Origin of the sequence: Mesorhizobium sp. M0518 (assembly GCF_040321125.1) — a bacterium.
Taxonomy (GTDB): Bacteria; Pseudomonadota; Alphaproteobacteria; order Rhizobiales; family Rhizobiaceae; genus Mesorhizobium.
Genome location: NZ_JAMYQY010000013.1, coordinates 19,957 through 44,163 on the forward strand (window position 1 = coordinate 19,957; position 24,207 = coordinate 44,163).

Genomic DNA, 24,207 nt, shown 5'->3' on the forward strand with positions numbered 1-24,207 from the left:
TGCCCGCGAAGGTGTAACCGCCGCGCCATGGATCACAAGCCGGGAACCCGCGCAAATTCTGTTGAGGGCATGCCGTCGCTATTCAGCCGCCTCGGCGTAGTGTGCCGGCACGTAGTTGAGGATGGGGCCAAGCCAGCGCTCGACCTCGGCCAAGGGCATTGCCTTGCGGCGTGCATAATCTTCGACCTGGTCGCGTTCGACCTTGGCGACGCCGAAATAGTAGCTTTCGGGATGCGACAGATAGATCCCCGACACGGACGAGCCCGGCCACATCGCATAGCTTTCGGTCAGGCTCACGCCCGCATTGCCCTCACCGTCAAGCAGCCGGAACAGCGTCGCCTTCTCGGTGTGATCCGGCTGCGCCGGATAGCCGGGCGCCGGACGGATGCCGCGGTAAGGTTCGCCGATCAGCTCGTCGGGCGCCAAGGCTTCGTCGGGAGTATAACCCCAGAATTCCTTGCGCACCTTCTCGTGCATGCGCTCGGCAAAGGCTTCGGCGAAGCGGTCCGCCAGCGCCTTGACCATGATCGACGAATAGTCGTCGTTCGCCCGCTCGAACCGTTCGGCGATCGCCACCTCCTCGATGCCGGCGGTGACGATGAAGCCGCCGATGTAGTCGGGCTTTCCGCTGTCGGCCGGCGCGACAAAATCCGACAGCGCGACATTGGCCTTGCCGTCGCGCTTGGTCAGTTGCTGGCGCAAGGTAAAGAAGGTCGCCAGTTCCTGCGACCGCTTTTCGTCCGTGAACAGCCTGATGTCGTCGCCGACGGCATTGGCCGGCCAGAAGCCGATGACGCCGCGCGGGGCGAACCATTTTTCGGCGATGATCTTTTTCAGCATCGCCTGCGCATCCTCGAACAGCTGGCGCGCGGCGGCGCCTTGCGCCTCGTCTTCGAGAATTTTGGGATAACGGCCCTTCAGCTCCCAGGTCTGGAAGAACGGCGTCCAATCGATGTAGCGCGCGAGTTCGGTGAGATCCCAGTTCTCGAACACCTTGACGCCGGTAAAAGACGGCTTCGGCGGCTCGTAGGCAGACCAGTCGATCCGGTGCGCATTGGCCCTCGCCTTGGCCAGCGGCAGCCGTTGCTTGTCGGCTTCGGAGCGGGCATGTGCATCCGCGACCTTCTTGTATTCGGTGCGCACCGTGTCGACATAGCCGCCCTTGCTCTCGTTCGACAGCAAGGACGACACGACGCCGACCGCCCGGCTGGCGTCGGTGACGTAGACCGTCTGCCCCTTGCTGTAGCGCGGGTGGATCTTCACCGCCGTGTGCACGCGGCTGGTCGTCGCGCCGCCGATCAGCAGCGGAATGTCGAAGCCTTCACGCTCCATCTCGGCGGCCATGTGCACCATTTCATCGAGGGATGGCGTGATCAGGCCGGACAGGCCGATGATGTCGACATTTTGGTCGCGCGCCGTCTGCAGGATTTTCGCTGCCGGCACCATGACGCCGAGATCGATGATCTCGTAATTGTTGCAGGCCAGCACGACGCCGACGATGTTCTTGCCAATATCGTGGACATCGCCCTTCACCGTCGCCATCAGGATCTTGCCCGCGGTCTGGCGTTCGCCATTGTCGATGCCGTTGGCGGCGTTGGCCAGCTTCTCGGCCTCCATATGCGGCAGCAGCCCGGCCACCGCCTGCTTCATCACACGCGCCGACTTAACCACCTGCGGCAGGAACATCTTGCCCGCGCCGAACAGGTCGCCGACGACGTTCATGCCGGCCATCAGCGGGCCTTCGATGACATGGAGCGGGCGCTCGGCGGCAAGCCGCGCTTCCTCAGTGTCGGCGTCGATGAATTCGGTGATGCCGTTGACCAGTGCATGGCCGATCCGCTGTTCGACAGTCCATTCGCGCCAGGCGAGATCGCGCTCCTGCGCTTCCTTGCCGGCCGTGCCCTTGAAGCGTTCGGCGATCTCCAGCATGCGTTCGGTGGCGGTGCCGCCGGCCTTGGGCATGCGGTTGAGCACGACATCCTCGCAGGCTTCGCGCAGTGCCGGCTCGATCGTATCGTAGACGGCGAGCTGACCGGCATTGACGATGCCCATGTCCATGCCGCGCTGGATGGCATGGTAGAGGAACACGGCATGCATGGCCTCCCTCACCGGCTCGTTGCCGCGGAACGAGAAGGAGAGGTTCGACACACCGCCGGAAATGTGGACATGCGGCAGCGTCGCGGTGATCTCGCCCGCCGCCTCGATGAAGTCGACGCCGTAATTGTCGTGCTCCTCGATGCCGGTGGCGATGGCGAACACGTTCGGATCGAAGACGATGTCCTCGGGCGGGAAGCCGGCCTGTTCGGTCAAAAGCTTGTAGGCGCGGGTGCATATCTCCACCTTGCGCGCTTTGGTGTCGGCCTGGCCATCCTCGTCGAACGCCATGACGACCACGGCGGCGCCATAAGCGCGCACGAGCCTTGCATGATGCAGGAATGCCGCCTCGCCTTCCTTCATCGAGATGGAGTTGACCAGCGGCTTGCCCTGCACGCATTTCAGGCCAGCCTCGATGATCTCCCATTTGGAACTGTCGACCATGACCGGGACACGGGCGATGTCCGGTTCGGCGGCGATCAGGTTGAGATACTCCACCATCGCCTTCTTCGAATCGATCAGGCCTTCGTCCATATTGATGTCGATGATCTGCGCGCCATTGGCGACCTGGTCGCGCGCCACGTCGAGCGCGGCGACATAGTCACCCGCCGTGATCAGCTTCCTGAACTTGGCCGACCCGGTAACATTGGTGCGCTCGCCTACATTGACGAAGGGAATTTCGTCCGTCAGCGTGAACGGCTCCAACCCGGACAGGCGCATCTTGCGCTCGATGTCGGGAATGGCGCGTGGGGGATACTTTTTCACCGCCTCGGCGATGGCGCGGATGTGCTCGGGCGTCGAACCGCAGCAGCCGCCGACGACATTGACCAGTCCCTCGCGGGCAAACTCCTCGATCTGCGCGGCCATGAAGTCCGGGCTCTCGTCATACCGACCGAATTCATTGGGCAGGCCGGCATTCGGATAGGCGCAGGTGAAGGTGTTGGCGACGCCTGAAATCTCGGCCAGATGCGCGCGCATGGCGTTGGCGCCGAGCGCGCAGTTGAGGCCGATGGTGAACGGGCTGGCGTGGCGCACCGAATGCCAGAAGGCCGTCGGCGTCTGGCCCGACAGCGTGCGGCCGGAGAGGTCCGTGATGGTGCCCGAAATCATCACCGGCAGGCGCACGCCCTTCTCGATGAAGATCTCTTCCGCTGCAAAGATCGCCGCCTTGGCGTTCAGCGTGTCGAAGATGGTCTCTATCAGGATGATGTCGGCGCCACCGTCGATCAGGCCGCGCAGCTGCTCGCCATAGGCGAGGCGCAGATCGTCGAAGGTCACGGCGCGATAGCCGGGATTGTTGACGTCGGGCGACATCGAGGCGGTGCGGTTGGTCGGCCCGAGTGCACCGGCGACAAAGCGGCGCTTGCCGTCCTGCTGCTCGGCCCGAACAGCGGCGCGCCGCACCAGCCGCGCGCCATCGCGGTTCAGCGCGTAGACGGCATCCTCCATGCCGTAATCGGCCTGGGCGATCGAGGTCGAGGAGAAGGTGTTGGTTTCGAGGATATCGGCGCCTGCGATGGCGTATTGATAGTGAATCTCCTCGATCGCCTTCGGCTGCGTCAGGATCAGAAGATCGTTGTTGCCTTGCTGGTGGCAGGCGCAGCCGGCGAAGGCCTCGCCGCGAAACTGGTCCTCGTCAAAGCCGAGGCCCTGGATCTGCGTGCCCATGGCGCCATCGAGGATGAGGATGCGTTCGCGTGCTGCTGCCGTCAGCGCGGCAAGCACTTCCGAGCCGTCCGGTTTTGCCGCGACGGGGCCGAACAAATCGTCCAGCGATGCAGAATTCTGCGACATTTTTTATCCCTTTGGCGACAGGCCTTTTCATGTCACATAAGGATATCTTTATGTCAATATACGGTAGGTGCACGTGATTGTCACCCACCTGTCTCGAAGGCGGGGTCTGTGGCGCCGGTTTTCCGACGGACCTACGCTCTGTCGAAGCTTGCCAGGAAGCGGGCGAAGACCGGATTGAAGCGATCCGGCGAATCCCAGAACGGCGCGTGGCCGGATTTGTCGAGCAGATGGGCCTTGCCTTCCCATAGATTGGAGAATTTCACAGCGGAGACGAAATCGGTGTTGACGAATGGCTCGTCGATGCCGTTCAGAACGGCGATCGGCGGCGTCTTGCCGGCCACGATCTCGCGCTGGTTCCGCCCGGTGCCGGCCGCGAACTTTTCGAACATCAGGCGCCGCGCCCTTCCATCGGTGCGCGCCACCGTGTCGATGAGAAACGGCTCGAACGGCTCGCCGCAGGTGCTGCGCGCATAGGCCTGGACATCCGCGTCAGTGAAGGTTTCCTGCCCGGCAAGGTGCATATGCGGGCTCGGCTTGAAGCCGTTGCCGACCTCCTCGGGCGAGACGGGCGGCGTGCCGGTGATCATCAGGCCAAGCAGGCCGGGAAAGCGGTCGATCATCTCAAGCCCGATATGGCCGCCGAGCGACCAGCCGAAGACGATGGCCTTGTCGATGCCGAGCAGCCCGAGCACTTCGGTCATGGCGTCGGCATAGCCTTCCATGCTGTAGGAACGCTCCGGATCGATCGCATCGGCGGACGCTCCATGGCCGGGCAAGTCGGGAGCGATGAGATGGTAGCGCTCGCCCAACATGCTGTCCAACTGGTTGCGGAAAACGGCGCTGGAAGATGAATTGCCGTGGATCAGCATGACAGCGGTGCCTTCGCCACCGGTCTGGCGAACAGCGATCTTGCCGTGGCTGGTTTCAAGGGTCTTCTGCGAGATCGTCATTGTCCGCTCCGTCGGGAATTGCCCTGTTTTAATGCAGTTGCGCAGCAAAGCGCCACGGCTTCCATACCTTTGCGGGAACCATCTTCCCGGCTAGGTTGCGTTGAAAAATCCTTTTCAAATAAGAACAATTATGCGTAGATTGTCAATTATCCAACTCCCGATGAACGGGAGGAAAACAGGGAACAGCACGATGAAGCCCAAATCCGCCGCAAGTCGAATCCGCCATATGCTGATGAGCACGACGCTGATCGGCATGTTTGCCGTGTCAGGCGCCCCCGCCTTTGCCGAAATCGTCAAGATCGGCCTGCTTGCGCCGCTGACCGGCCCTGCCGCGGCGGACGGCCAGGAATTCCAGCGCGGCGTGCAGATGGCCATCGACGAGGCCAACGCAGCCGGCGGCGTTGCCGGGGATACGTTCGAACTGGTGGTCGGCGACGTCAAGGATCAGTCCGCCGGCAACGTCACCAGCGCGGTCGAGCGCCTGCTTGGCGATCCGGGCGTGCACTTCATGCTGACCGGCTATGCCAGCCTGACCAATTTCGAGATCGACAACATGGCCGAAGCGGAAATGCCTTACATGCTGGCGGCCACCTCGCAGCAGACCAGGGACATCATCGCGCCGAGCCCCGATAAATACATGTGCTGCTGGTCGCTGACGCCTTCCTTCGACGCCTACAACACCGACGTCACCCTGTTCGTCGAGAAGCTCGCGGCCGACGGCAAGATCACCTTGCCGACCAAGAAGGTCGCCATCATCTCGTCCGACAACGCTTATTCGAAGACCATCTCCGAAGGCATGAAGAAGACCTTCAAGGAGAAGGGCTGGACCATCACCGTCGACGAGATCGTGCCCTTCGGCGAAGTGACCGACTGGCGTTCGATCCTCGCCAAGGTGCGCGAGAACGTTCCCGACGTCGTCATCAACACCGACTATCTGCCGGGCAATTCGGCGTCCTTCCTGAACCAGTTCCTCGAGCAGCCGACCAAGAGCCTCGTCTTCCTGCAATACGCACCGAGCGTTCCGGAATTCGTCGAACTGACCGGCAAGAAGTCGGATGGTGTCATCTACAACCTGCTCGGCGGCGCGCTGACGACGCCGAAGAACCCGCGGGCCGACGAGGTGGCAGCCAAGTTCAAGGCAAAATACGGCGTCGAGAGCGGCACCTACGGCATCGGCCTCTACGAAATGACCAATGTCTATTTCGACGCGGTCAAGAAGGTCGGCGGCGCATCCGACCATGCGGCGATCATGAAGGCGCTGTCGGAGACCGACAAGCAGGTCGCCGAAGGGCGGCTGAAATTCGATCCCGCCACCCACCTTGCCACACAGGGCGACGACTACATCCCGATCACCTTCTTCCAGATTTGGGACGGCCAGCGCACGCTGATCTCTCCGGAGAAATACGCCACCGGCGCCTTCAAGCTCCAGCCCTGGATGAAGTAGGGAATGGCCCTGCTTGAACTGGACGACGTGTCGAAGGCCTTCGGTTCGCTGAAGGCCGTCGACGGCGTGTCTTTCAAGGTCGAGGCCGGCGAGATCTTCGGTATCGCCGGCCCGAACGGCAGCGGCAAGAGCACGCTGTTCAACATCATCACCGGCATCCCGTTCGGCCCCGACCGGGGCAACATCCGCTTTGACGGCATTGCCATAAACGGCAAATCGGGACACGCCATCGCGCGCCTCGGCCTCGCCCGCACGTTTCAGCGCGAGACCAGCTTCGACGGGCTGACCGTGTTCGAGAACGCGCTGATCGGCGCCAGTTACGGCAAGCAGGAAAAGACAGCGGCCACGGCCCGCAATGCCGCCGCCGAGGCGCTGGAGTTCGTCGGTCTGGGATCTCAGTCGTTCGGCCGGCTTGCCGGCGAATTATCCGTGTTCGAGCGCAAATGCCTGATGCTTGCCACCGCGATTGCCATGCAGCCGCGCATGCTCTTGCTCGACGAGCCGGCATCGAGCCTGACCAAGCCCGAGATCGAGACGTCGATCGGCCTGATCCGCCGCACCGCCGAGCGCGGCATCACCATCCTTCTGATCGAGCACGTGCTGACCTTCCTGATGAGCCTTTCGCAGCATCTGCTGGTGCTCAACAATGGCCGTGTCCTGGCCGCCGGCGATCCGGCAGGCGTAATCGCCGATCCGCGCGTCATCGAAGCCTACCTCGGCACGAGGAGGTCGGCGGCGTGAACCCCATTCTCAGCGTCGAAGGCGTCACCGCCGGCTATGGCCGCGTCACCGTGCTGCACGATATCTCGCTGGAGGCCGGCCGTTTCGGCAATGTCGGCCTGTTCGGCCCCAACGGCCATGGCAAGACGACGCTGCTGCGCGCAGTCTCCGGGCTGCTGCAGCCGAAGAGCGGCCGCATCCTGTTCGACGGGCAAGACATTGCCGGCCGCAGCGCACGCGCCATCGTCGGCGCCGGCCTGATCCATGTGCCGCAAGGCAACCGGCTGTTTCCCGATCTCTCGATCGCCGACTGCATGGCGCTCGGAGCCTATTCGCCGCGGGCCCGGCCGCATGAGGCGGAGAACCGCGAGAAGGTGATCAAGCTGTTTCCGAAACTGGCGGAACGCTGGCGCCAGCGCGTGCGCACATTGTCGGGCGGCGAGCGCCAGATGGTGTCGATCGGCACCGCGCTGATGAGCCATCCGCGCCTGCTGATCCTCGACGAGCCGACGCTGGGGCTGGCACCCAAGATCAAGGACGAACTCTGCGCCTCCGTCATGGACATTTCGCGCGGCGGCGTGCCGCTGATCGTCGTCGAGCAGGATATCGAATTTCTGCTGGAACTGACGCAGCAACTCTACCTCGTCAACCATGGCGCCGTGGCGACCGAGATCAAGCCGGGCGAAAGCCTCGACCACGGCGAGATCATGTCGATGTATTTTGGCCATTAGGAAAATCCGAAGATGAGCGCATTGGCGGAAATCCTGTTCGGCGGCCTGTTCCAGGGCTCGCTCTACGCCATGATGGCGGTTGGGCTCGCTCTCGTCTGGACGACGATCGGCGTGTTCAATTTCAGCCATGGCGTGTTCATGATGCTGGGCGCCTACATCGCCTGGCAGCTGGTCGAACTCGGCCTGCCGGCGGCGGTCGCCTTTCCCATCGCCGTCGTCGTCATGGCCGGCGTCGGCTGGATCCTGCAGGCGAGCGTCGTGCGGCCGCTGATCGGCCGACCCAACATCGTGCTGGTCGTCGTCATCACCACGCTGGCAGCCGGGTCGCTGATCGAGAACGGCGCGCTGACCATCTGGGGACCGCGCTCGAAGCAGATCCCGGCGCTGATCGCCGGCAACACCACCATCGGCGGCGTCGGCGTCTCCCTGCACCAGATCGCCATCATCGTCATCACGCCGCTGATCCTGACCGCACTTTGGATGTTCCTCAACCGCACGCGGCTCGGGCTGGCGCTGCGCGCCGTGGCGCAAAACGAAGATGCCAGCCACCTTGTCGGGCTGAACGTCACCGCGCTCTATGGGCTGGCCTTCGCCATCGCCGCTTCGCTCGCCGGGCTCGCCGGCATCTTCATGGGCGGCTACCGTTTCATGTCGCCGGTGATGGGCAGCGACCCGCTGCTCAAGGCGCTGATCGTCGTCGTCTTCGGCGGCATATCGAGCATATCGGGCCCGATCTTCGCCGCCTATCTGATCGGCTTCTTCGAGGCAGCCTGCAGCTATTATTTCGGCTTGTACTGGACGCCGGCGCTGCTGTTCGGCGTGCTCATCCTGACCCTGATGGTGCGCCCCGAGGGCATCTTCGCCAGCCGCTCCCGAGGCCTAGCATGACCGACACGACATCGCTGATCGCGCCTGGCCACGCCGAGGCGGCAACCCCGATCGCTCCAGGCCGCACGCCGTGGAAGCAGGAGGCCATCGGCTTCGTGCTCGGCTTCGCGCTGCTGGCGCTGCTGCCGCTGATCTTCGGTGACACCTATGCCCGCCACATCCTGATCATGGCCTTCATCTATGCGATCGTCGCCTCGAACTGGGATCTTAGCCTCGGCTATGGCGGCGTTTTCAATTTCGGCCATCTGGCGCTGTTCGGCATCGGCGTCTATGCCTACAGCCTGCTGACCAAGCTGGCCGAATTCGACCCGTGGATCGCGCTGTTTGCCAGCGGTGTCATCGCCACGCTGGCGGCGATCCTTGTGACCATCCCGATCCTGCGGCTGAAGGGCATCTACATCATCCTGGTCACTTTCGGCTTCGCGCAGCTGGTCATGCAGGTGATCATCAGCCAGTCCGCCATCACCGGCGGCACGCAAGGGCTGGTGCGCATTCCCGGACTTTACGTGTTCGACCACAATATGGTCCGTGACGGCAAGTCAGCCTATTTCTACATCGCGCTGGCGCTGCTGGTGGCGAGCACGCTGTTCCTGCGCGTGTTCGTGCGCTCACGCGCCGGGGCCAGTATCGTCGCCTTGCGCGACAATGAGGAATACGCCGTCAGCCGCGGCGTCTCGATCGTCCGCCAGCGCATGCTGACGCTTGCCGCGAGCGCCTTCTTCACCGGCATCGCCGGCGCCTTCTACGCCGCCTACCAGCGCAATGCCTCGATCGACGTCTTCGGCATGAGCCTGGCGACCATCATCCTGTCGATGGTGCTGCTCGGCGGCACCAGCACCATTTACGGCGCCATCATCGCTTCGTTCGTGCTGACGATCTTCGCCGAATGGATGGCCGATTTCGGTGCGTGGCGGCCGATGATCACGGCGGTGCTGATCATCGGCGTGATGCTGGCCTACCCGAGCGGCCTGGTCGGCATGATCAAGGCTTCATGGGGCGCCGTCGCCGGACGCCTGAAACGCCCGGCCTGACCGTTTCGGAATAGCGGCTCCGCGTTAGAGCATTTCACCGTTTCAGAGAAACGGCGAGCTGCTCTAACTCTTTGTTTTGGAGCAATTCTGGACGGAAAACCGCTTCACACTTTTCCTAGAATTGCTCTAACGGATGCCGCACCAGTCGATGACCGAAGCAGCGATCACCTTGGCGGTCTCGACCACCGATTCGACCTCGACATATTCGTCGGAACCGTGAAAACCGTCGCCCGACGGGCCGAAGATGACACCGTCGACGCCGGCGCCGGCATAGTGCGCGGCATCGCACACAGCGACGAAGCCGCGCGCCTGCGGCGCCTTGCCGACCATGGCCTTGCGCTTCATCAGCGAGGTCACCAGCGGATGATCGACCGGGGTGTTCATCGGCGGGAAATATAGCCCGCCGAGCTCCCATTGGATCGCAGGCGGGTTGTCGCGCAGCCACGCATCGGTCTGGGCGAAATGGTGGACGAACGTCTCGAAATCGCGGCGGTAGTCGGCCGAGTTCTCATCGGGCAGGAATTTCATGTCGAGATCGAGCACCGCGACGTCGGGAATGATGGCCGGGTTGGTCATGACGGTCGGCAGGCCGTGTTCGCCAAGGCCGGTGCCGCCATGCATGACGCCGATGTTGATCGTGTTCATACCGAGCGGCAGCAATGGATGCGATTTCGCCCGCGTCCGGTCCAGTTCATACTGGCGCACGGCGGCGATGAAGCGAGCGGCGATCTCGATGGCGTTGACGCCCGGCTCGAGCCGGTCCTTGTCGTGGCGCTGCGGATAAATCTCGTTGTAGCGCAGCGCCGAATGGGCGTTGCGGCCGCGGATCGTCACCCGCGCCCATTCGAGCCCGCCTTCGACGGGCAGGACATCGCCCCAGGTCGGTTCGGCGACCAGCACCGCCTTGGCGAGCTTGCCCTTCTTCACCGCGTCCATGGCGCCGAAGCCGCCGGCTTCCTCGTCGACGACGGAATGGATGGCCAGCCGGCCCTGCAGCGTGATGCCCGCCTTGCGGATCGCATGTGCTGCGGCGACGCAAGCGGCGACGCCGCCCTTCATGTCGACGGCGCCGCGGCCATAAAGGCGGCCATTGGTGATCTCGCCGCCGAACGGATCCACCGACCAGTCCTTCATCGCGCCGACCGGCACGACGTCGATGTGGCCGCACAGGATCAGGCTGCGGTCCTCGTCTCCCGCCCATTCGCCGACCAGATTGGGCCGGCCGGGCAAGGCATCCCATTGCTCGGTCTTGAACCCGTCCTGCCTGAGGATCGGTTCGAGCAGCGCCTGGACATCCGCCTCGCGGTTGATCGCCGGGTTGGGCTCGAATTTGGGGTTGACCGAAGGGATGCGAACCATGTCGCGGGTCAGGCCGATCAACCAGTCGCGATCGGTCTCGATCTCAGCCTGCACGGCATCGATGATGGTCTGGTTGTCGGGCATTGTCGCTTCCTTCTCTGCGTCGCGGCGCTTTGCAATCGCTGCACTGGGCGCAACGACACTATTTCCTTGTGGTTTTGGATTTGGCGGCGTCGTCGGCCGATGACGACAGGGCGGTATCGAGCGTGACCGCATTGGCGCTGCGGATCCTTTCGATGTCCTCGATGCGCTTGCGCACCCCGGCGCCGTGGCTCTCCAGCGCGTGGGCAAACACGGTTTCCATCTGGGCAACGGCCGTCGCCAGCGTGTCGAACGGCGAGTTGGCGTCGATCGCGGCGACCATGGTCAGGTCCGCTATGTCAGATATCGGCGACAGCCAGACATCGGTGAACAGCAGGATGGAGACGCCGCGCTCCTTGGCCTGCTGGGCAAAGCTCACCACGTCCGACTGGTAACGCCGGTAGTCGAACACGACGAGGAGGTCGCGCTTGCCAAGGTCGATCAACAGGTCGAAATCGGCGGGGCTCAACGAACCGATGTCGCGCACGCCGGAGCGGAACTGCAGGAGGTAGCCGGCCAGCATGGAGGCGATATGCCGGCTGAACCGGCCGCCCAGCAGCACGACCTGGCCCTTGCTCTCCAGCAGCATGTTGACGGCCCGCGTGTAGGCCTGCACCGGCACTGCCGTGCGCGTGCGCTCCAAGCTGTCGGAAACCGAATGGAAATAGGCAAGTGCGGTGCCTTCGCTGGAGCCGCCCGGACGCTTGGCCTCCATCATCAAAAGCGGCGAATGCAGCCTGGATTCGACTTCGGTGAGCAGGCGTGCCTGGAAGTCGGCAAAGCCGACATAGCCAAGCTTGGTCATCAGCCGCGTCACGCTCGGGTCGCTGACGCCAGCGCGCCGTGCCAGCCGGGTCGCGGTGCCCAGCCCCGACATCGGATAATCGGCGAGCAGGACCTGGACGATCTTCTCTTCCGCGGAAGTGAACGCCACGGTCGTATTGGCCAGTTCTTCGCGGATCGACATGTCATCGCCTATCGTCGACGGAAAGACAATTATCTTACAATTTCGCACATGTTTGTCAAATTTGGAACTTTTCTTACAGAACCATCGAGAGTTCGGCATGACTTGCAATCCCATGACAGCCAAGCCAGTCGTGCAACACATCCACGTCGGCTCGAACGAGGGCTTGCGTCTATCTGAAGCTGGCGATGGGCAGGAACTTGACCGCTGAACCGGTGAAGCGTCGGTGATCGGAGGTCTGTCCTCGCGGCTGGAATCCATCGAGATAGATGTGCTCCGGCGCTGTGCGGATGAGATTGGCGGCAATGACGGGCGCCGCCGCAGGGCTAGCTCCGCCGGCGATGCCACGACCCGTCTCAATCAGCCGGCCGGACAACGCTGCCGGCACGATGACCGCGGTAGCTTCGGGATCGAGATTTGGCTGGACACGGTCGGCCTTCGGGCTGGTCCTGACGCGATCTTCGGGCTTCGATTGGGCAACCGAGACCCGCTGGCCGGCCAACCCATTGTGGCCGTCATCGGCGTGGTTCAAGGCCAGCAAGGCAGCGACCGCATCGCCGGATTTGTCTGCGTCAGGCTGGCGCGTCGGCCTTGTCGGGCTTTCCGGCCGCCATGTCGGCAACGGGATGTTGAGCACCACCAGGTCCGGCGCGCCGCTCGCGGGGCCGGCATCCGACTTGCCCGAGGGAATTTCAGCATCGGTTGCTGCTGGATTGGCCAGCTCGGCCCGCGCCGTGGAAGCGTTGGCTGTTGCAAGTGGCGCGATTTGCGGGGTCGGAATGCTGGCCGTTGACCCGGTGCGCGGGGCGAAGGCTGGCAGCGGCACTGAGCCCGGCGCCATCGCCATCACGATCGCTTCAGGCGTCTTTCCCTCCGCTCCGATCGGCGATTCTTCGGCCCGATCGACGGAAGCCGTCTGGATGTCGGCGCGCTGGGCATCCTGTGGCGGCACGATTGCGATGCCGGCGGGCCTGGGTTCAACGGACTTGGCCGGCTTGCGTGGCGCCGGCACCGCTTCGGCGACATCATCGGTCTCGTCCGCGCCGCGCCCACCCAAAAGCGTCGCCAGCAGGCCGCGCGGCCTGCGGTTGCCGCCGTCGGCACTTGCCAGGTCGATGTTGGGCGTGCCGGCGCCCTTGCGCGATTTGTAGGCGGCAAACGCCTGCCCATAACCGGGCAGCGGTTTGCCGTCGCTCGGCACATGCAGCGTATTGCCGTTCGGGAATACCCTTGCGAGTTCCTGGCGGCTGATGCCAGGCCAATGCCGCACATTGCCGACATCCATATGTATGAAAGGCGAGCCGGAGGTCGGGTAATAGCCTACGCCGCCGCCCTGCATCTTGAGGCCGATGTCGCGCAGCTTCTTCAGCGGCACATCCGGCAGGAAGAAGTCCATCGCGCGGCCAACCATGTGTTGGCTTTCCCGAGCCACGCCCTTCGAGCGGCTGCGCAGCATGGCGTTCGTCGCTGGCGACCGATAGGCGCTGACCACGTGAATATAGGCTGTCGAGCCGCTGGCGCGATAGGCCTGCCAGACAAGATCGAGCAGGCGCGGATCCATCTTCGTCGGTTCGTTGCGACGCCAGTCGCGCAGCATCAAATTGATCTTCTTCAATCCCGCCGGATCATAGCGCCCATTGCGCTTGAACACGATTTCAGCCTTCTCGCCCGTATGGAGATGTTGAATCTTCAAAGCACGCGTCTCCGCGAACGCGCCGGTAACGAACAGACATAAGAACGCTGCCATGATGGCCGGCAGTGTCCAAAGACGGGAAGCACCGGGGGCGTTTTGCACGTTTTCGCTCACGTTCATGCCTTGCACGTTCTTTTGTTTCGGGCGGTTTTAGGTTCCGCCCAGATCAGGAGCCTTTCGGCCCTCTTCCTGACAAGCATGGACTTGACCGACGCAGACGGGCATCCATGCCACAATACGTCATGTCGATGAACAGCATCTTGGTTAACGAATCGTGTCTTGCCGGGAATGCGCTTCGGCTGGAGTTGCCTGTGGCAGCCATTTTCTGGAGCAATGCACCGCTGATGAGGTCCGCCAACACGACGGCCGCGCCGTTCCCGTGTAGCCGCCTCGCCCTTGCAAATGCAGAGGACGAATGTGCGGCAACAAGGATGTTGGAAACTGGTGCTGCGAGAGAGGATTGAACTCTCGACCTCTCCCTTACCAAGGGAGTGCTCTACCACTGAGCTACCGCAGCCGCTGATGGCGGGGCTTCTGCCATATCGAACCGGCAAGCGCAAGGCCAAGCGCAACGCTTCTGTGAAAGCCTTTGCCGGATAGCTTTTAATGACATGGGGGCGCCACAATGTTGGCTATCCCTGAATGGCGGGCTGGCTGCTCACGGGCCAGAGCGGGACAATGGATGACAAGGCAATTCCAGTGAAAAAGGATGGTCCACCGAATAACAGCGCAACAATCCGCAAGGATCGGCTGGCAGAGCAATTGCGCGCCAATCTGCAGAAGCGCAAGGCGCAGTCACGCTCGCGGCGCACCGGAGATGCAGATCAACGGCCGGACGGGCTCGCTGCATCGAAGGAAATACAAAAAGATTAACTCAAATCGGCCACTCTTGGCCCGGGGTGGGCGAAATCCCATTTCTTGAACCAGCGTAATTCTTGAACCAGATCGGCCAATGGTCTAGACGGGCCGCTACTCAAACGATTGAACCGGCCCTGTTTGGCCGAGAGGGACTTTCTTCCATGGATCGCATCAGAATTGTCGGGGGCAACCAGCTCTCCGGAAGCATTCCGATCTCGGGCGCGAAAAACGCGGCGTTGCCTTTGATGATCGCCTCGCTTTTGACCGACGACACGCTGACGCTGGAAAACGTGCCGCATCTGGCCGATGTCGAGCAACTGATCCGCATCCTGGGCAACCACGGCGTCGATTATTCGGTCAATGGCCGCCGCGAGAAGCAGAATGAGGGCTATTCGCGCACCATCAACTTCTCCGCCCGCAACATCGTCGACACCACAGCGCCCTACGAGCTGGTGTCGAAGATGCGCGCCTCGTTCTGGGTGATCGGCCCGCTGCTGGCCCGCATGGGCGAAGCAAAAGTGTCGCTGCCGGGCGGTTGCGCCATCGGCACGCGGCCGGTCGATCTGTTCCTCGAGGGCCTGCAGGCGCTGGGTGCCGACATCGACGTCGACACCGGCTATGTCATCGCCAAGACAAGGAATGGCCGCCTTGTCGGCAACCGCTATATCTTCCCGAAGGTCTCGGTCGGCGCCACCCATGTGCTGATGATGGCCGCGGCGCTCGCCAAGGGCGAGACGGTGCTGGAAAACGCGGCTTGCGAGCCCGAGATCGTCAACCTCGCCGAGTGCCTCAATGCCATGGGTGCGAAGATTTCCGGCGCCGGCACGCCGACAATCACCATCGACGGCGTCGAATCGCTCTCCGGTGCGCGCGTACGCGTCATTCCCGACCGCATCGAGACCGGCACCTATGCCATGGCCGTCGCCATGACCGGCGGCGACGTCGTGCTCGAAGGTGCGCGTCCGGATCTGCTGCAGACCGCACTGGACGTGATCGCCCAGACGGGTGCGGAGATCACGCCGACCAATTCCGGCATTCGTGTGAGGCGCAACGGCGCCGGCATTGCGCCGGTCGACGTGACGACGGCGCCGTTTCCGGCCTTCCCGACCGATTTGCAGGCGCAGTTCATGGGCCTGATGACGATGGCCAAGGGCAAGTCGCGCATCACCGAGACGATCTTCGAGAACCGCTTCATGCATGTGCAGGAACTGGCGCGGCTCGGCGCTCACATCACGCTTTCGGGCCAGACGGCGATCGTCGACGGCGTGCCGAAACTGAAGGGCGCGCCGGTCATGGCGACCGATCTTCGCGCCTCTGTCTCGCTGGTCATCGCCGGCCTGGCGGCGGAAGGCGAGACGACGGTCAACCGCGTCTACCATCTCGACCGCGGCTTCGAGCGGCTGGAAGAAAAGCTATCCAACTGCGGCGCGGTGATCGAGCGGATTTCCGCATAGGCCAATCGCAAGGCCTCGCGGTGCGGTTGCGCGGACGGGAAAGACCGCCTAACAGAAGGTTCAGTTATCAACCTTCAGGTGCGAAATCCGCATGACTGCCCTTAAGCTTATCGCGCTCGACGATCAGGATCTGAGCATCGTTTCGGCCCATGTCCAGGATGCCGTGATGAAGGTCAGCGACCTCGAATTCCTGCCTGCGGCCAAGCGTTTCCTGCTGACCATGAACCGTTTCGTCTGGGAGGCCAAATCCGGCCTGTTTCGCCAGCACAATGAGCGGCGGCAGGCGGTGCTGCATTTCGACCGGGTGCTCGGCGCCAAGACCAACGGCATCGCCCGCGACAAGCCCAATGAGGTCCTGTCGCTGCTGGCGATCAGCTTCATCGAGATCAGCAAGCCGGCGGGCATCGTCGAGCTGATCTTTGCCGGCGGCGGCACGATCATGCTCGACGTCGAATGCATCGAGGCGCGCCTTGCCGATATTGGCGGGGCGTGGGAAGCCACCTCGCGCCCCATCCACAAGGCCTGAGCGTCCGATGGCCATCAAGCTTCGTCAGTCCGACGCCGATTTCGAGCAGCGTTTCGCCGCCTTCCTGTTGACCAAGCGGGAAGTGTCCGCCGACGTTGATGCCGCGGTGCGCGACATCATCGCGCGCGTGCGCGCCGAAGGCGACGCGGCGCTGATCGACTATTCACAGAAATTCGATCGCGCCGATCTGACTGGATTGGGCATCGCCGTCTCGAAGGACGACATCGCTCAAGCTTACAAGGCTGCCGACTCAAAGACGATCGAGGCGCTGGAATTCGCGCGAGACCGTATCCGCTCCCACCATGAGCGGCAGCGGCCGAAGGATGATCGCTATACGGATGCCGCCGGCGTCGAGCTCGGCTGGCGCTGGACGGCGGTCGAGGCGGTCGGGCTCTATGTGCCGGGCGGCACGGCGAGCTATCCAAGCTCGGTGCTGATGAACGCCATACCGGCCAGGGTGGCCGGGGTCGAGCGCATCGTCATGGTCGTGCCGGCGCCCGGCGGCATCATCAATCCGCTGGTGCTGGTGGCGGCCGACATATCAGGCGTGTCGGAAATCTACCGTGTCGGCGGCGCCCAGGCGATCGCAGCCCTCGCCTACGGCACCCGGACTATAAAGCCGGTCGCCAAGATCGTCGGCCCGGGCAATGCCTATGTCGCGGCGGCCAAGCGCCAGGTGTTCGGCACCGTCGGCATCGACATGATCGCCGGGCCGTCGGAAGTGCTCGTCGTGGCCGACGGCAGCAACGATCCGGACTGGATCGCGGCCGACCTGCTGGCCCAGGCCGAGCACGATGCATCGGCGCAATCGATCCTGGTCACCGACGATCCGGCCTTCGGCATCGCTGTCGAACAAGCGGTCGAGCGCCAGTTGCAGAGCCTGCCGCGGGCCGAAACGGCTGCGGCGAGCTGGCGCGATTTTGGCGCCGTGATCCTGGTTCCAACCATTGAATCCGCGCTGCCGCTGGTCGACCGCATCGCCGCCGAACATGTCGAACTGGCCATCGACGATGCCGAGGGTTTCCTGGCGCGGATGCGCAATGCCGGTGCCGTCTTTCTCGGCCGCCACACGCCGGAAGCCATCGGCGACTATGTCGGCGGCTCCAACCATGTGCTGCCGACGGCACGCTCGGCGCGCTTCTCGTCGGGCCTGTCGGTGCTCGATTTCGTCAAGCGCACGTCGATCCTCAAGCTTGGATCGGAGCAGTTGCGTATCTTGGCGCCGGCGGCGATTGCGCTCGCCAAGGCGGAAGGCCTTGAGGCGCATGGACGCTCCGTCGCCATACGGTTGAACATGTAGGCGGCGATGTCTGGCCCCGATCAAACCCGCGCCAGGCTGATCGATGTCGAACTCGATGAATCGATCGGCCGGTCGACACCCGATGTCGAGCATGAACGCGCGGTGGCGATCTTCGACCTGATCGAGGAGAACAGTTTTCAGCCCGTCAATGACAGCGGCGACGGCCCTTACCGGCTGAAACTGTCGCTGGCCGAGCAGCGCCTGGTGTTTGCCGTGGCGCGCGAGGATGGCACCGCCGTCGTCACTCATATCCTGTCGCTGACGCCGCTGAGGCGCATCGTCAAGGATTACTATATGATCTGCGAAAGCTACTACGACGCCATCCGTTCCTCGACGCCGAGCCACATCGAGGCGATCGACATGGGCCGCCGCGGCCTGCACAATGAAGGTTCGCAGACGCTGATGGACCGGCTATCCGGCAAGATCGACATAGACTTCGATACGGCGCGCCGGCTGTTCACGCTGGTCTGCGTACTGCACTGGCGGGGCTAGCCCTGGCACCCGGCGCCCTACCCCGTTCGATCCTGTTCCTGTGCGGCATGAATGCCGTGCGCTCGCCAATGGCAGAGCAGCTGGCGCGCCGCATGCTGCCCGCGGCCATCTTTGTCGCTTCGGCCGGCGTTCGCGCCGGCGAGCGCGATCCGTTCGTCGATGCGGTGCTTGCCGAGGAAGGCCTGTCGTTGGGCGAGCGTCACCCACGGACCATGGACGATCTCGAGGACGATTATTTCGACCTCATCGTCACGCTGGCGCCGGAAGCGCACCACGCCGCACTTGAACTCACCCGCTCGCTCGCTGTCGAGGTCGAATACTGGCCGACGCCGGACCCGACCGACGCCGCCGGCACGCGCGAACAGATCATGGCGGCCTACCGGGACGTGCGCGAGCGCCTGAAAGCGCGGATCGGGCGTCGATTCACACCTCCGGAGGCCGCCGATTAAGCGTGTTCACAAGCGGACGATTATCATATAGGTTCCGCCGAAATTCCGGCCAGGGCGCTGGAACTACCATCCAAGCAAAGGTATCGAATGCCGAAGGAAGAAGTCCTCGAGTTTCCGGGTGTCGTGACGGAATTGTTGCCGAACGCGATGTTCCGGGTAAAGCTCGAAAACGAACACGAAATCATCGCCCATACGGCCGGCCGCATGCGCAAGAACCGCATCCGCGTGCTGACCGGCGACAAGGTTCTGGTCGAGATGACGCCATACGACCTGACCAAGGGCCGCATCACCTATCGTTTCAAGTAAGCAAAGCCCGACTGGTCCGCGATGAGCATTTTGCAGAAGCTGGTGCTTGCCTCGGGTTCGCCGCGCCGAATCGAGCTCTTGCAGCAGGCCGGCATCGAGCCGGACCGCGTGCTGCCGGCCGATGTCGACGAAACGCCGCTGCGTGCAGAGCATCCGCGCTCGCTGGCCAAGCGGCTGTCGAAGGAAAAGGCCGAGAAGGCGTTCGCGTCGCTGAAAACCGAAGCCGACTACGCGCCGGGCTTCGTGCTGGCCGCGGATACGGTCGTCGCCGTCGGGCGGCGCATCCTGCCCAAGGCAGAAACCCTCGACGACGCCGCCAACTGCCTCGGGCTGTTGTCGGGCCGTTCGCACCGGGTCTATTCCGGCATCTGCCTGATCACCCCGGGCGGCAAGCTGCGTCAGCGGCTGGTCGAGACGCGGGTGCGCTTCAAGCGGCTGCCGCGCGAGGAGATCGACGCCTATGTCGCGTCGGGCGAATGGCGCGGCAAAGCGGGTGGTTACGCCGTCCAGGGTCTCGCCGGCGCCTTCGTCGTCAAGCTGGTCGGCTCCTACACCAACATCGTTGGGCTGCCGCTGTATGAGACCGTCGCGCTGTTGAGCGGCGAAGGCTTCAAGGTGCATGGCGGCTGGCTGGCGGGAACCCGGCTGTGAATTCCGACTCCAAAGTCACGCCCTTACGCCCAAAGCGCCCCTGCCCCGAATGCGGCAAGCCCTCGGCGCGCGACACCTTTCCGTTCTGCTCGACGCGCTGCAAGGACATCGACCTCAACCGCTGGCTGAAGGGCGCCTATGTCATCAAGGCCCGCGATGACGAGGAAGAGACGGACCCCGACGCTCCGAATTAAGGCTGGGCGCCGCCGATCAGGCGGCGGCCTCGTTCTTGCGCTTCAAGCGCGCCCAGGCAGGCAGCCATTCACCATGAGCAGCCAAGAGATCATCGACCAGTGACCAGATCTGGTCGAGATCGAGTTCGGCCGCGGTGTGCGGATCCATCATCGCCGCATGGTAGATGTGTTCGCGGTTCTCGCTCATCAGCGCCCGCACCGTCAGTTCCTGCACGTTGATGTTGGTGCGGATCAGCGCGGTCAATTGCGGCGGCAGGTCACCGATATAGGTCGGCTGGATGCCGGAGGCATCGACCAGGCACGGCACTTCGGCGGCGCAATCCCGGGGCAGCGAGGTGATGCAGCCATTGTTGCGGACGTTGCCGTAGATCACCGAGGGTTCGCCCGTCCACACCGAATTCATGATCGATGAGGCATATTCCCGGGACTGCTCGACCTCGATGCGATCGGCCGAGCGATAGGCCTCAGCCTGTCCCTTCCAGCGCTCGATCTGTTCGATGCAGCGCTTGGGATACTCATCCAGCGGGATGCCGTACTTCTCGATCAGGTCCGGGCGGCCTTCCTTGATGAAATAGGGCGTGTATTCGGCGAAATGTTCCGAGCTCTCGGTGACGAAATAGCCGAGCCTGGTCAGCATCTCGTAGCGCACCTTGTTGGGGCAGCGCGGGTTCCAGCCGGGCTTGGGCGCGCGGCCTTCGCGATAGGCGCGCACGAGATCGGGGTAGAGGTCGCGGTACGAACCGTCCGGCTGGCGATGCTCGAAGCTGAGATAGAAGGCCATGTGGTTGATGCCGGCCGAGCGATAGCGGATCTCTTCGTAGGGAAGGTCGAGATCGTGCGCCAGCTCCATTGCCGTGCCCTGCACGGAATGGCAGAGACCGACCTGCCTGATGTCAGGGTATTTCTCCGCTATCGCCCAGGTGTTGATCGCCATCGGGTTGACATATTGCAGCATGATCGCCTGCGGGCAGACGGCGAGCATGTCCTCGCAGATCTTCCACAGATGCGGCACGGTCCTCAAGCCGCGCATAATGCCGCCGACGCCGAGCGTGTCGGCGATCGTCTGGCGCAGGCCGTATTTCTTCGGCACTTCGAAGTCGGTGACCGTGCAGGGCTCGTAGCCGCCGATCTGGAAGGCGACGACGACGAAATCTGCGCCCGCCAGCGCCTTGCGCTGGTCCGAATGGGTCTCGGCCTTCGCCTTGACGCCGAGCGTCGCGATCAGCTTGTTGACGACGATGGCGCTCTCTTCCAGCCGCTGCGGATTGATGTCCATCAGCGCGATGGTCGCGCCGGAAAGCGACGGGCGCTGCAGCACGTCGCCGACAATGTTCTTCATGAACACCGTCGAGCCTGCGCCGATGAAAGTGATCTTGGGATTTCTTGCCATGCTAACCTCCGGCATATGTTCAGGCCACGTCGAAAGCGGCCCTGACGAGCCGTTCCGTGTAGGCGGTCTTGGGATTGGACAGGACGTCGTCGACGGGGCCCTGCTCGACGATCTTGCCGTTCTGCATGACGATCACGCGATGGCACAGTGCGCGCACCACCTTGAGGTCGTGCGAGATGAAGAGGTAGCTGAGGCCGCGCTCGTCCTGCAGCTTGCGCAACAGGTCGATGATCTGCGCCTGGACGGAGAGATCCAGCGCCGATGTCGGCTCGTCGAGCAGGATGAATTCGGGTTCGAGTGCGATGGCGCGGGCGATCGCGATGCGCTGGCGCTGGCCACCGGAGAATTCGTGCGGAAACCGTGACAGTATATCGCCCGGCATGCCGGCGCTGACCAGCGCGTCGCGCACCCGTTCGACCCGCTCGCGCCGCGTCGCCCCTATGCTGTTGACGATCAGCCCTTCCTCGATGATCTGGCCGATCGTCATGCGCGGGTTGAGCGAGGAGAACGGATCCTGGAAGACGATCTGCATGCGCGAGCGCAACGGCCGCATCTGCGCCCGCGACAGGCCGTGGATCGGCTTGCCGTCGAAACGGATCTCGCCGCGCTTGGCGTCGATCAACCTGAGCAGGGCCTGGCCGAAGGTGGTCTTGCCTGAACCGGACTCGCCGACCAGCCCCAGCGTCTCGTGGCGACAGAGTTTCAGGCCGAGATCGTCGACGGCGACCAGCTCTCGCCAGTCCGGTTTCAGGAAGGTGCCGTGGCGCAGCATGAATGAGACGCGCACGCCGCTGGCCTCCAGGATGGTGCCGCAGCCCTCCGGCAGCGGCTTCGGCTGCCCCTGCGGCTCGGAAGCGAGCAGCCGTCTCGTATAGGGGTGCTGGGGGTTGGCGAACAGCCGTTCGGTGACGTTGTGCTCGCACATTTCGCCATGCTGCATGACATAGACGTAGTCGGAGAACTGGCGCACCACGGTCAGGTCGTGGGTGATCAGGATCACCGCCATGCGCAGCTCTTTCTGCAGGCTGCGGATCAGGTTCAGGATCTGCGCCTGGACGGTGACATCGAGCGCTGTGGTCGGCTCATCGGCGATCAGCACATCGGGATTGTTGGCCAGCGCCATGGCGATCATCACCCGCTGACGTTGCCCGCCCGATAGCTGGTGCGGGTATTGCTTGAGCCGCGCGGCGGGATCCGGAATCTGCACATGCTGCAGAAGTTCCAGTGCGCGCGCCCAGGCCTGCTTGCGGCTGACTTTGCGATGCACCCGGATCGCCTCGACGATCTGGCTGCCGACCGTATAGATCGGATTAAGCGAGCTCATCGGCTCCTGGAAGATCATCGAGATGCGGTTGCCGCGCAGCTTGCGCCGGGCGCTCTCGGGAAATTTCAGGATGTTTTGCCCGTCATAACAGACGCTCGACCCGGGCGACACCGTGGCGCGCCGCGACAGCAGGCCCATGACGGTGCGCGCCGTCACCGACTTGCCCGAACCGGATTCGCCAACGATGGCGATCGTCTCGCCGCGATAGAGCTGAAACGAGATGTCCTTGACCGCGTCGACGACGCCATGCTCGACCTTGAAGGCCACGGCGACGTTGCGGGCATCGATGATCGGCTGGCCCTGGCGTCCGTCATGGTCGTGACGGACGGTTGGTGCGAAGGATTCGGCGAGCGCGACGGACATCTCAGGCACCTCAATAAGGGTCGACGGCGTCGCGCAGGCCGTCGCCCAGCGCGTTGAAGGCAAAGACGGTGACGAGCACGAAACCGACCGGCGACAGGATCCAGGGATAGGTGCCGATGACGGAATAGGTCGCGGTGTCCTGCAGCATCAGACCCCACGAGATCAGCGGCGGCTTGACGGCGAAGCCGAGGAAACCGAGGAAGGATTCGAGCAGCACCACCGTCGGGATCGCCAGCGTCACGGCGACGATCACGTGGCTCATCACATTGGGGAAGATGTGCTGCATGATGATGCGCCGGTCGGTGGCGCCGACCGCCATGGCGGCGCGCACATACTCGATCCGCGCCAGCGCCAAAGTCTTGCCGCGCACCTCGCGAGACATCTGCGCCCAACCCAAGGCCGACATGACGATGATGACGAAAGCGAGGAAGACGTTGGTGGGAGCGGTGACCGGGATCAGCGTCGTCAGCGCCAAATAGAGCGGCAGCTGCGGGAAGGCGAGCACCAGTTCGACGAAGCGCTGCATCCAGACATCGAACCTGCCGCCAAAATAGCCGGAGACCATGCCGACGGTGGTGCCGATGACGGTGATGATGAAGACGACCGTCAGCGCGATCATCAACGAGACGCGCGAGCCATGGATGGCGCGCGACAACACGTCACGACCAAACTTGTCGGTGCCCAGGAAATGCACCGGCTGGCCGTCCAGCGAGCCGAACAGATGCCGGTCCGCCGGCAACAGCCCGAAGAGCTTGTAAGGCGCGCCATGCACGAAGAAACCAAGCAGCCTTGGATGATCGTAGTCGGGACCGACGACGGGCTGGAAAGTGACCGGATCGAGGTCCGCCGAATCGGCCAGCGCATAGACCCTCGGCCGCGCGACGAAACCGCCATCTCTGTCATGGAAAACAGGCAGCTGCGGAGGCGCGAAGCCGACATCCGTCACCTTCGGGTCCATTGGCGCGATGAACTCGGCGAACACGGCCATCACCAGCAGCAGCACGACGAGCCAGAGCCCGGCCATGCCGGTCCAGGAGCGCTTCAGCCGGCGCCAGACAAGCGCGAGGTAGCTTTCGTTACCGCGCGCCGGTTTGGCTACGATGCGACCTTCGGCCGGCAGCGGTGGAGGGGATGGATCGCGCGCCAGCATC

The 24,207-nt window shown here is 63.5% G+C and carries 22 protein-coding genes and 1 tRNA gene; 14 read left to right on the forward strand and 9 right to left on the reverse strand.

What is annotated here, in order from left to right; translation table 11 throughout:
* Positions 1 to 78 precede the first annotated feature (78 nt).
* Positions 79 to 3,888 carry a methionine synthase gene (gene metH, locus NKI66_RS19325; protein ID WP_352752587.1) on the reverse strand — a complete coding sequence of 1,270 codons (3,810 nt, stop codon included), beginning with the start codon at positions 3,886 to 3,888 and terminating at the stop codon, positions 79 to 81.
* A 131-nt stretch (positions 3,889 to 4,019) separates the two neighbouring features.
* On the reverse strand, positions 4,020 to 4,838 hold the full coding sequence (locus NKI66_RS19330) for an alpha/beta fold hydrolase (RefSeq protein WP_352441060.1): 819 nt from the start codon (positions 4,836 to 4,838) through the stop codon (positions 4,020 to 4,022).
* Between the two features lie 190 nt (positions 4,839 to 5,028).
* Between NKI66_RS19330 and NKI66_RS19335 the strand changes: the two genes are divergently transcribed.
* The 5 genes from NKI66_RS19335 to NKI66_RS19355 are packed head-to-tail and all read left to right on the forward strand — an operon-like array spanning position 5,029 to position 9,652.
* Positions 5,029 to 6,282: an ABC transporter substrate-binding protein gene (locus NKI66_RS19335; protein ID WP_352441061.1), complete on the forward strand. Its 1,254-nt coding sequence runs from the start codon at positions 5,029 to 5,031 to the stop codon at positions 6,280 to 6,282.
* A 3-nt stretch (positions 6,283 to 6,285) separates the two neighbouring features.
* The gene (locus NKI66_RS19340; RefSeq protein WP_352441062.1) at positions 6,286 to 7,023 is read left to right on the forward strand and encodes an ABC transporter ATP-binding protein; all 738 of its coding nucleotides are present in this window, start codon (positions 6,286 to 6,288) and stop codon (positions 7,021 to 7,023) included.
* The gene (locus NKI66_RS19345; protein ID WP_127269236.1) at positions 7,020 to 7,733 is read left to right on the forward strand and encodes an ABC transporter ATP-binding protein; all 714 of its coding nucleotides are present in this window, start codon (positions 7,020 to 7,022) and stop codon (positions 7,731 to 7,733) included. Before NKI66_RS19340 ends, NKI66_RS19345 begins: the two co-directional genes overlap by 4 nt.
* Positions 7,734 to 7,745: 12 nt before the next feature.
* Positions 7,746 to 8,621, forward strand: a complete 876-nt coding sequence (locus NKI66_RS19350; protein WP_352441064.1) for a branched-chain amino acid ABC transporter permease — start codon at positions 7,746 to 7,748, stop codon at positions 8,619 to 8,621.
* Positions 8,618 to 9,652 (forward strand): branched-chain amino acid ABC transporter permease, encoded by a 1,035-nt coding sequence (locus NKI66_RS19355; RefSeq protein WP_352441065.1) that lies wholly within the window; start codon positions 8,618 to 8,620, stop codon positions 9,650 to 9,652. The genes NKI66_RS19350 and NKI66_RS19355 overlap by 4 nt, the downstream gene beginning before the upstream one ends.
* 126 nt (positions 9,653 to 9,778) lie before the next feature.
* On the opposite strand, the gene NKI66_RS19360 is transcribed toward NKI66_RS19355, so the two are convergent.
* From NKI66_RS19360 to NKI66_RS19375, 4 genes are all read right to left on the reverse strand, one after another.
* Positions 9,779 to 11,095 (reverse strand): M20 family metallopeptidase, encoded by a 1,317-nt coding sequence (locus NKI66_RS19360; protein WP_352441067.1) that lies wholly within the window; start codon positions 11,093 to 11,095, stop codon positions 9,779 to 9,781.
* A 58-nt stretch (positions 11,096 to 11,153) separates the two neighbouring features.
* Positions 11,154 to 12,059: a MurR/RpiR family transcriptional regulator gene (locus NKI66_RS19365; RefSeq protein WP_352752590.1), complete on the reverse strand. Its 906-nt coding sequence runs from the start codon at positions 12,057 to 12,059 to the stop codon at positions 11,154 to 11,156.
* Between the two features lie 169 nt (positions 12,060 to 12,228).
* Entirely contained in the window at positions 12,229 to 13,869 is a 1,641-nt protein-coding gene (locus NKI66_RS19370; protein WP_031212436.1) for a peptidoglycan L,D-endopeptidase MepK, read from the reverse strand.
* 322 nt (positions 13,870 to 14,191) lie between these two features.
* Positions 14,192 to 14,266, reverse strand: a tRNA-Thr gene (locus tag NKI66_RS19375).
* Between the two features lie 161 nt (positions 14,267 to 14,427).
* On the opposite strand from NKI66_RS19375, the gene NKI66_RS19380 reads away from it, so the two are divergent.
* The 9 genes from NKI66_RS19380 (at position 14,428) to yacG (ending at position 19,979) form a co-directional block, all read left to right on the forward strand.
* The gene (locus tag NKI66_RS19380) at positions 14,428 to 14,622 is read left to right on the forward strand and encodes a hypothetical protein (RefSeq protein WP_023809256.1); all 195 of its coding nucleotides are present in this window, start codon (positions 14,428 to 14,430) and stop codon (positions 14,620 to 14,622) included.
* A gap of 146 nt (positions 14,623 to 14,768) precedes the next feature.
* Positions 14,769 to 16,061 carry a UDP-N-acetylglucosamine 1-carboxyvinyltransferase gene (murA, locus tag NKI66_RS19385; RefSeq protein WP_023809257.1) on the forward strand — a complete coding sequence of 431 codons (1,293 nt, stop codon included), beginning with the start codon at positions 14,769 to 14,771 and terminating at the stop codon, positions 16,059 to 16,061.
* 91 nt (positions 16,062 to 16,152) lie between these two features.
* Positions 16,153 to 16,587, forward strand: a complete 435-nt coding sequence (locus NKI66_RS19390) for a DUF2948 family protein (protein ID WP_023809258.1) — start codon at positions 16,153 to 16,155, stop codon at positions 16,585 to 16,587.
* A gap of 7 nt (positions 16,588 to 16,594) precedes the next feature.
* On the forward strand, positions 16,595 to 17,887 hold the full coding sequence (hisD, locus tag NKI66_RS19395; protein WP_023809259.1) for a histidinol dehydrogenase: 1,293 nt from the start codon (positions 16,595 to 16,597) through the stop codon (positions 17,885 to 17,887).
* Positions 17,888 to 17,893: 6 nt separating this feature from the next.
* Positions 17,894 to 18,379: a UPF0262 family protein gene (locus NKI66_RS19400; protein ID WP_013530198.1), complete on the forward strand. Its 486-nt coding sequence runs from the start codon at positions 17,894 to 17,896 to the stop codon at positions 18,377 to 18,379.
* Entirely contained in the window at positions 18,367 to 18,828 is a 462-nt protein-coding gene (locus NKI66_RS19405) for an arsenate-mycothiol transferase ArsC (protein WP_081734750.1), read from the forward strand. Before NKI66_RS19400 ends, NKI66_RS19405 begins: the two co-directional genes overlap by 13 nt.
* 87 nt (positions 18,829 to 18,915) lie before the next feature.
* A complete protein-coding gene (gene infA, locus NKI66_RS19410; RefSeq protein WP_006200926.1) occupies positions 18,916 to 19,134 on the forward strand; it encodes a translation initiation factor IF-1 in 219 nt (72 codons plus the stop codon).
* A gap of 21 nt (positions 19,135 to 19,155) precedes the next feature.
* The gene (locus NKI66_RS19415; RefSeq protein ID WP_023809261.1) at positions 19,156 to 19,785 is read left to right on the forward strand and encodes a Maf-like protein; all 630 of its coding nucleotides are present in this window, start codon (positions 19,156 to 19,158) and stop codon (positions 19,783 to 19,785) included.
* Positions 19,782 to 19,979, forward strand: a complete 198-nt coding sequence (gene yacG / locus NKI66_RS19420; RefSeq protein ID WP_023809262.1) for a DNA gyrase inhibitor YacG — start codon at positions 19,782 to 19,784, stop codon at positions 19,977 to 19,979. The genes NKI66_RS19415 and yacG overlap by 4 nt, the downstream gene beginning before the upstream one ends.
* Before the next feature lie 16 nt (positions 19,980 to 19,995).
* Here yacG and NKI66_RS19425 read toward each other — a convergent pair whose 3' ends face one another.
* Genes NKI66_RS19425 through NKI66_RS19435 form a run of 3 tightly spaced genes read right to left on the reverse strand, consistent with a single transcriptional unit; the run spans position 19,996 to position 24,206 of the window.
* Entirely contained in the window at positions 19,996 to 21,369 is a 1,374-nt protein-coding gene (locus NKI66_RS19425) for an alpha-glucosidase/alpha-galactosidase (RefSeq protein WP_023809263.1), read from the reverse strand.
* A 19-nt stretch (positions 21,370 to 21,388) separates the two neighbouring features.
* Entirely contained in the window at positions 21,389 to 23,056 is a 1,668-nt protein-coding gene (locus tag NKI66_RS19430; protein WP_352752592.1) for an ABC transporter ATP-binding protein, read from the reverse strand.
* Positions 23,057 to 23,066: 10 nt separating this feature from the next.
* The gene (locus NKI66_RS19435; protein WP_352752594.1) at positions 23,067 to 24,206 is read right to left on the reverse strand and encodes an ABC transporter permease; all 1,140 of its coding nucleotides are present in this window, start codon (positions 24,204 to 24,206) and stop codon (positions 23,067 to 23,069) included.
* Between the last annotated feature and the right edge of the window lies 1 nt (position 24,207).

Excerpts from the sequence above, each read along its gene's own strand:
- metH (WP_352752587.1), bottom strand. The coding sequence starts at position 3,888 with ATGTCGCAGAATTCTGCATCGCTGGACGATTTGTTCGGCCCCGTCGCG.
- NKI66_RS19330 (WP_352441060.1), bottom strand. The coding sequence starts at position 4,838 with ATGACGATCTCGCAGAAGACCCTTGAAACCAGCCACGGCAAGATCGCT.
- NKI66_RS19335 (WP_352441061.1), top strand. The coding sequence starts at position 5,029 with ATGAAGCCCAAATCCGCCGCAAGTCGAATCCGCCATATGCTGATGAGC.
- NKI66_RS19340 (WP_352441062.1), top strand. The coding sequence starts at position 6,286 with ATGGCCCTGCTTGAACTGGACGACGTGTCGAAGGCCTTCGGTTCGCTG.
- NKI66_RS19350 (WP_352441064.1), top strand. The coding sequence starts at position 7,746 with ATGAGCGCATTGGCGGAAATCCTGTTCGGCGGCCTGTTCCAGGGCTCG.
- NKI66_RS19355 (WP_352441065.1), top strand. The coding sequence starts at position 8,618 with ATGACCGACACGACATCGCTGATCGCGCCTGGCCACGCCGAGGCGGCA.
- NKI66_RS19360 (WP_352441067.1), bottom strand. The coding sequence starts at position 11,095 with ATGCCCGACAACCAGACCATCATCGATGCCGTGCAGGCTGAGATCGAG.
- NKI66_RS19365 (WP_352752590.1), bottom strand. The coding sequence starts at position 12,059 with ATGTCGATCCGCGAAGAACTGGCCAATACGACCGTGGCGTTCACTTCC.
- NKI66_RS19370 (WP_031212436.1), bottom strand. The coding sequence starts at position 13,869 with ATGAACGTGAGCGAAAACGTGCAAAACGCCCCCGGTGCTTCCCGTCTT.
- NKI66_RS19380 (WP_023809256.1), top strand. The coding sequence starts at position 14,428 with ATGGATGACAAGGCAATTCCAGTGAAAAAGGATGGTCCACCGAATAAC.
- murA (WP_023809257.1), top strand. The coding sequence starts at position 14,769 with ATGGATCGCATCAGAATTGTCGGGGGCAACCAGCTCTCCGGAAGCATT.
- NKI66_RS19390 (WP_023809258.1), top strand. The coding sequence starts at position 16,153 with ATGACTGCCCTTAAGCTTATCGCGCTCGACGATCAGGATCTGAGCATC.
- hisD (WP_023809259.1), top strand. The coding sequence starts at position 16,595 with ATGGCCATCAAGCTTCGTCAGTCCGACGCCGATTTCGAGCAGCGTTTC.
- NKI66_RS19400 (WP_013530198.1), top strand. The coding sequence starts at position 17,894 with ATGTCTGGCCCCGATCAAACCCGCGCCAGGCTGATCGATGTCGAACTC.
- infA (WP_006200926.1), top strand. The coding sequence starts at position 18,916 with ATGCCGAAGGAAGAAGTCCTCGAGTTTCCGGGTGTCGTGACGGAATTG.
- NKI66_RS19415 (WP_023809261.1), top strand. The coding sequence starts at position 19,156 with ATGAGCATTTTGCAGAAGCTGGTGCTTGCCTCGGGTTCGCCGCGCCGA.
- NKI66_RS19425 (WP_023809263.1), bottom strand. The coding sequence starts at position 21,369 with ATGGCAAGAAATCCCAAGATCACTTTCATCGGCGCAGGCTCGACGGTG.
- NKI66_RS19430 (WP_352752592.1), bottom strand. The coding sequence starts at position 23,056 with ATGTCCGTCGCGCTCGCCGAATCCTTCGCACCAACCGTCCGTCACGAC.
- NKI66_RS19435 (WP_352752594.1), bottom strand. The coding sequence starts at position 24,206 with ATGCTGGCGCGCGATCCATCCCCTCCACCGCTGCCGGCCGAAGGTCGC.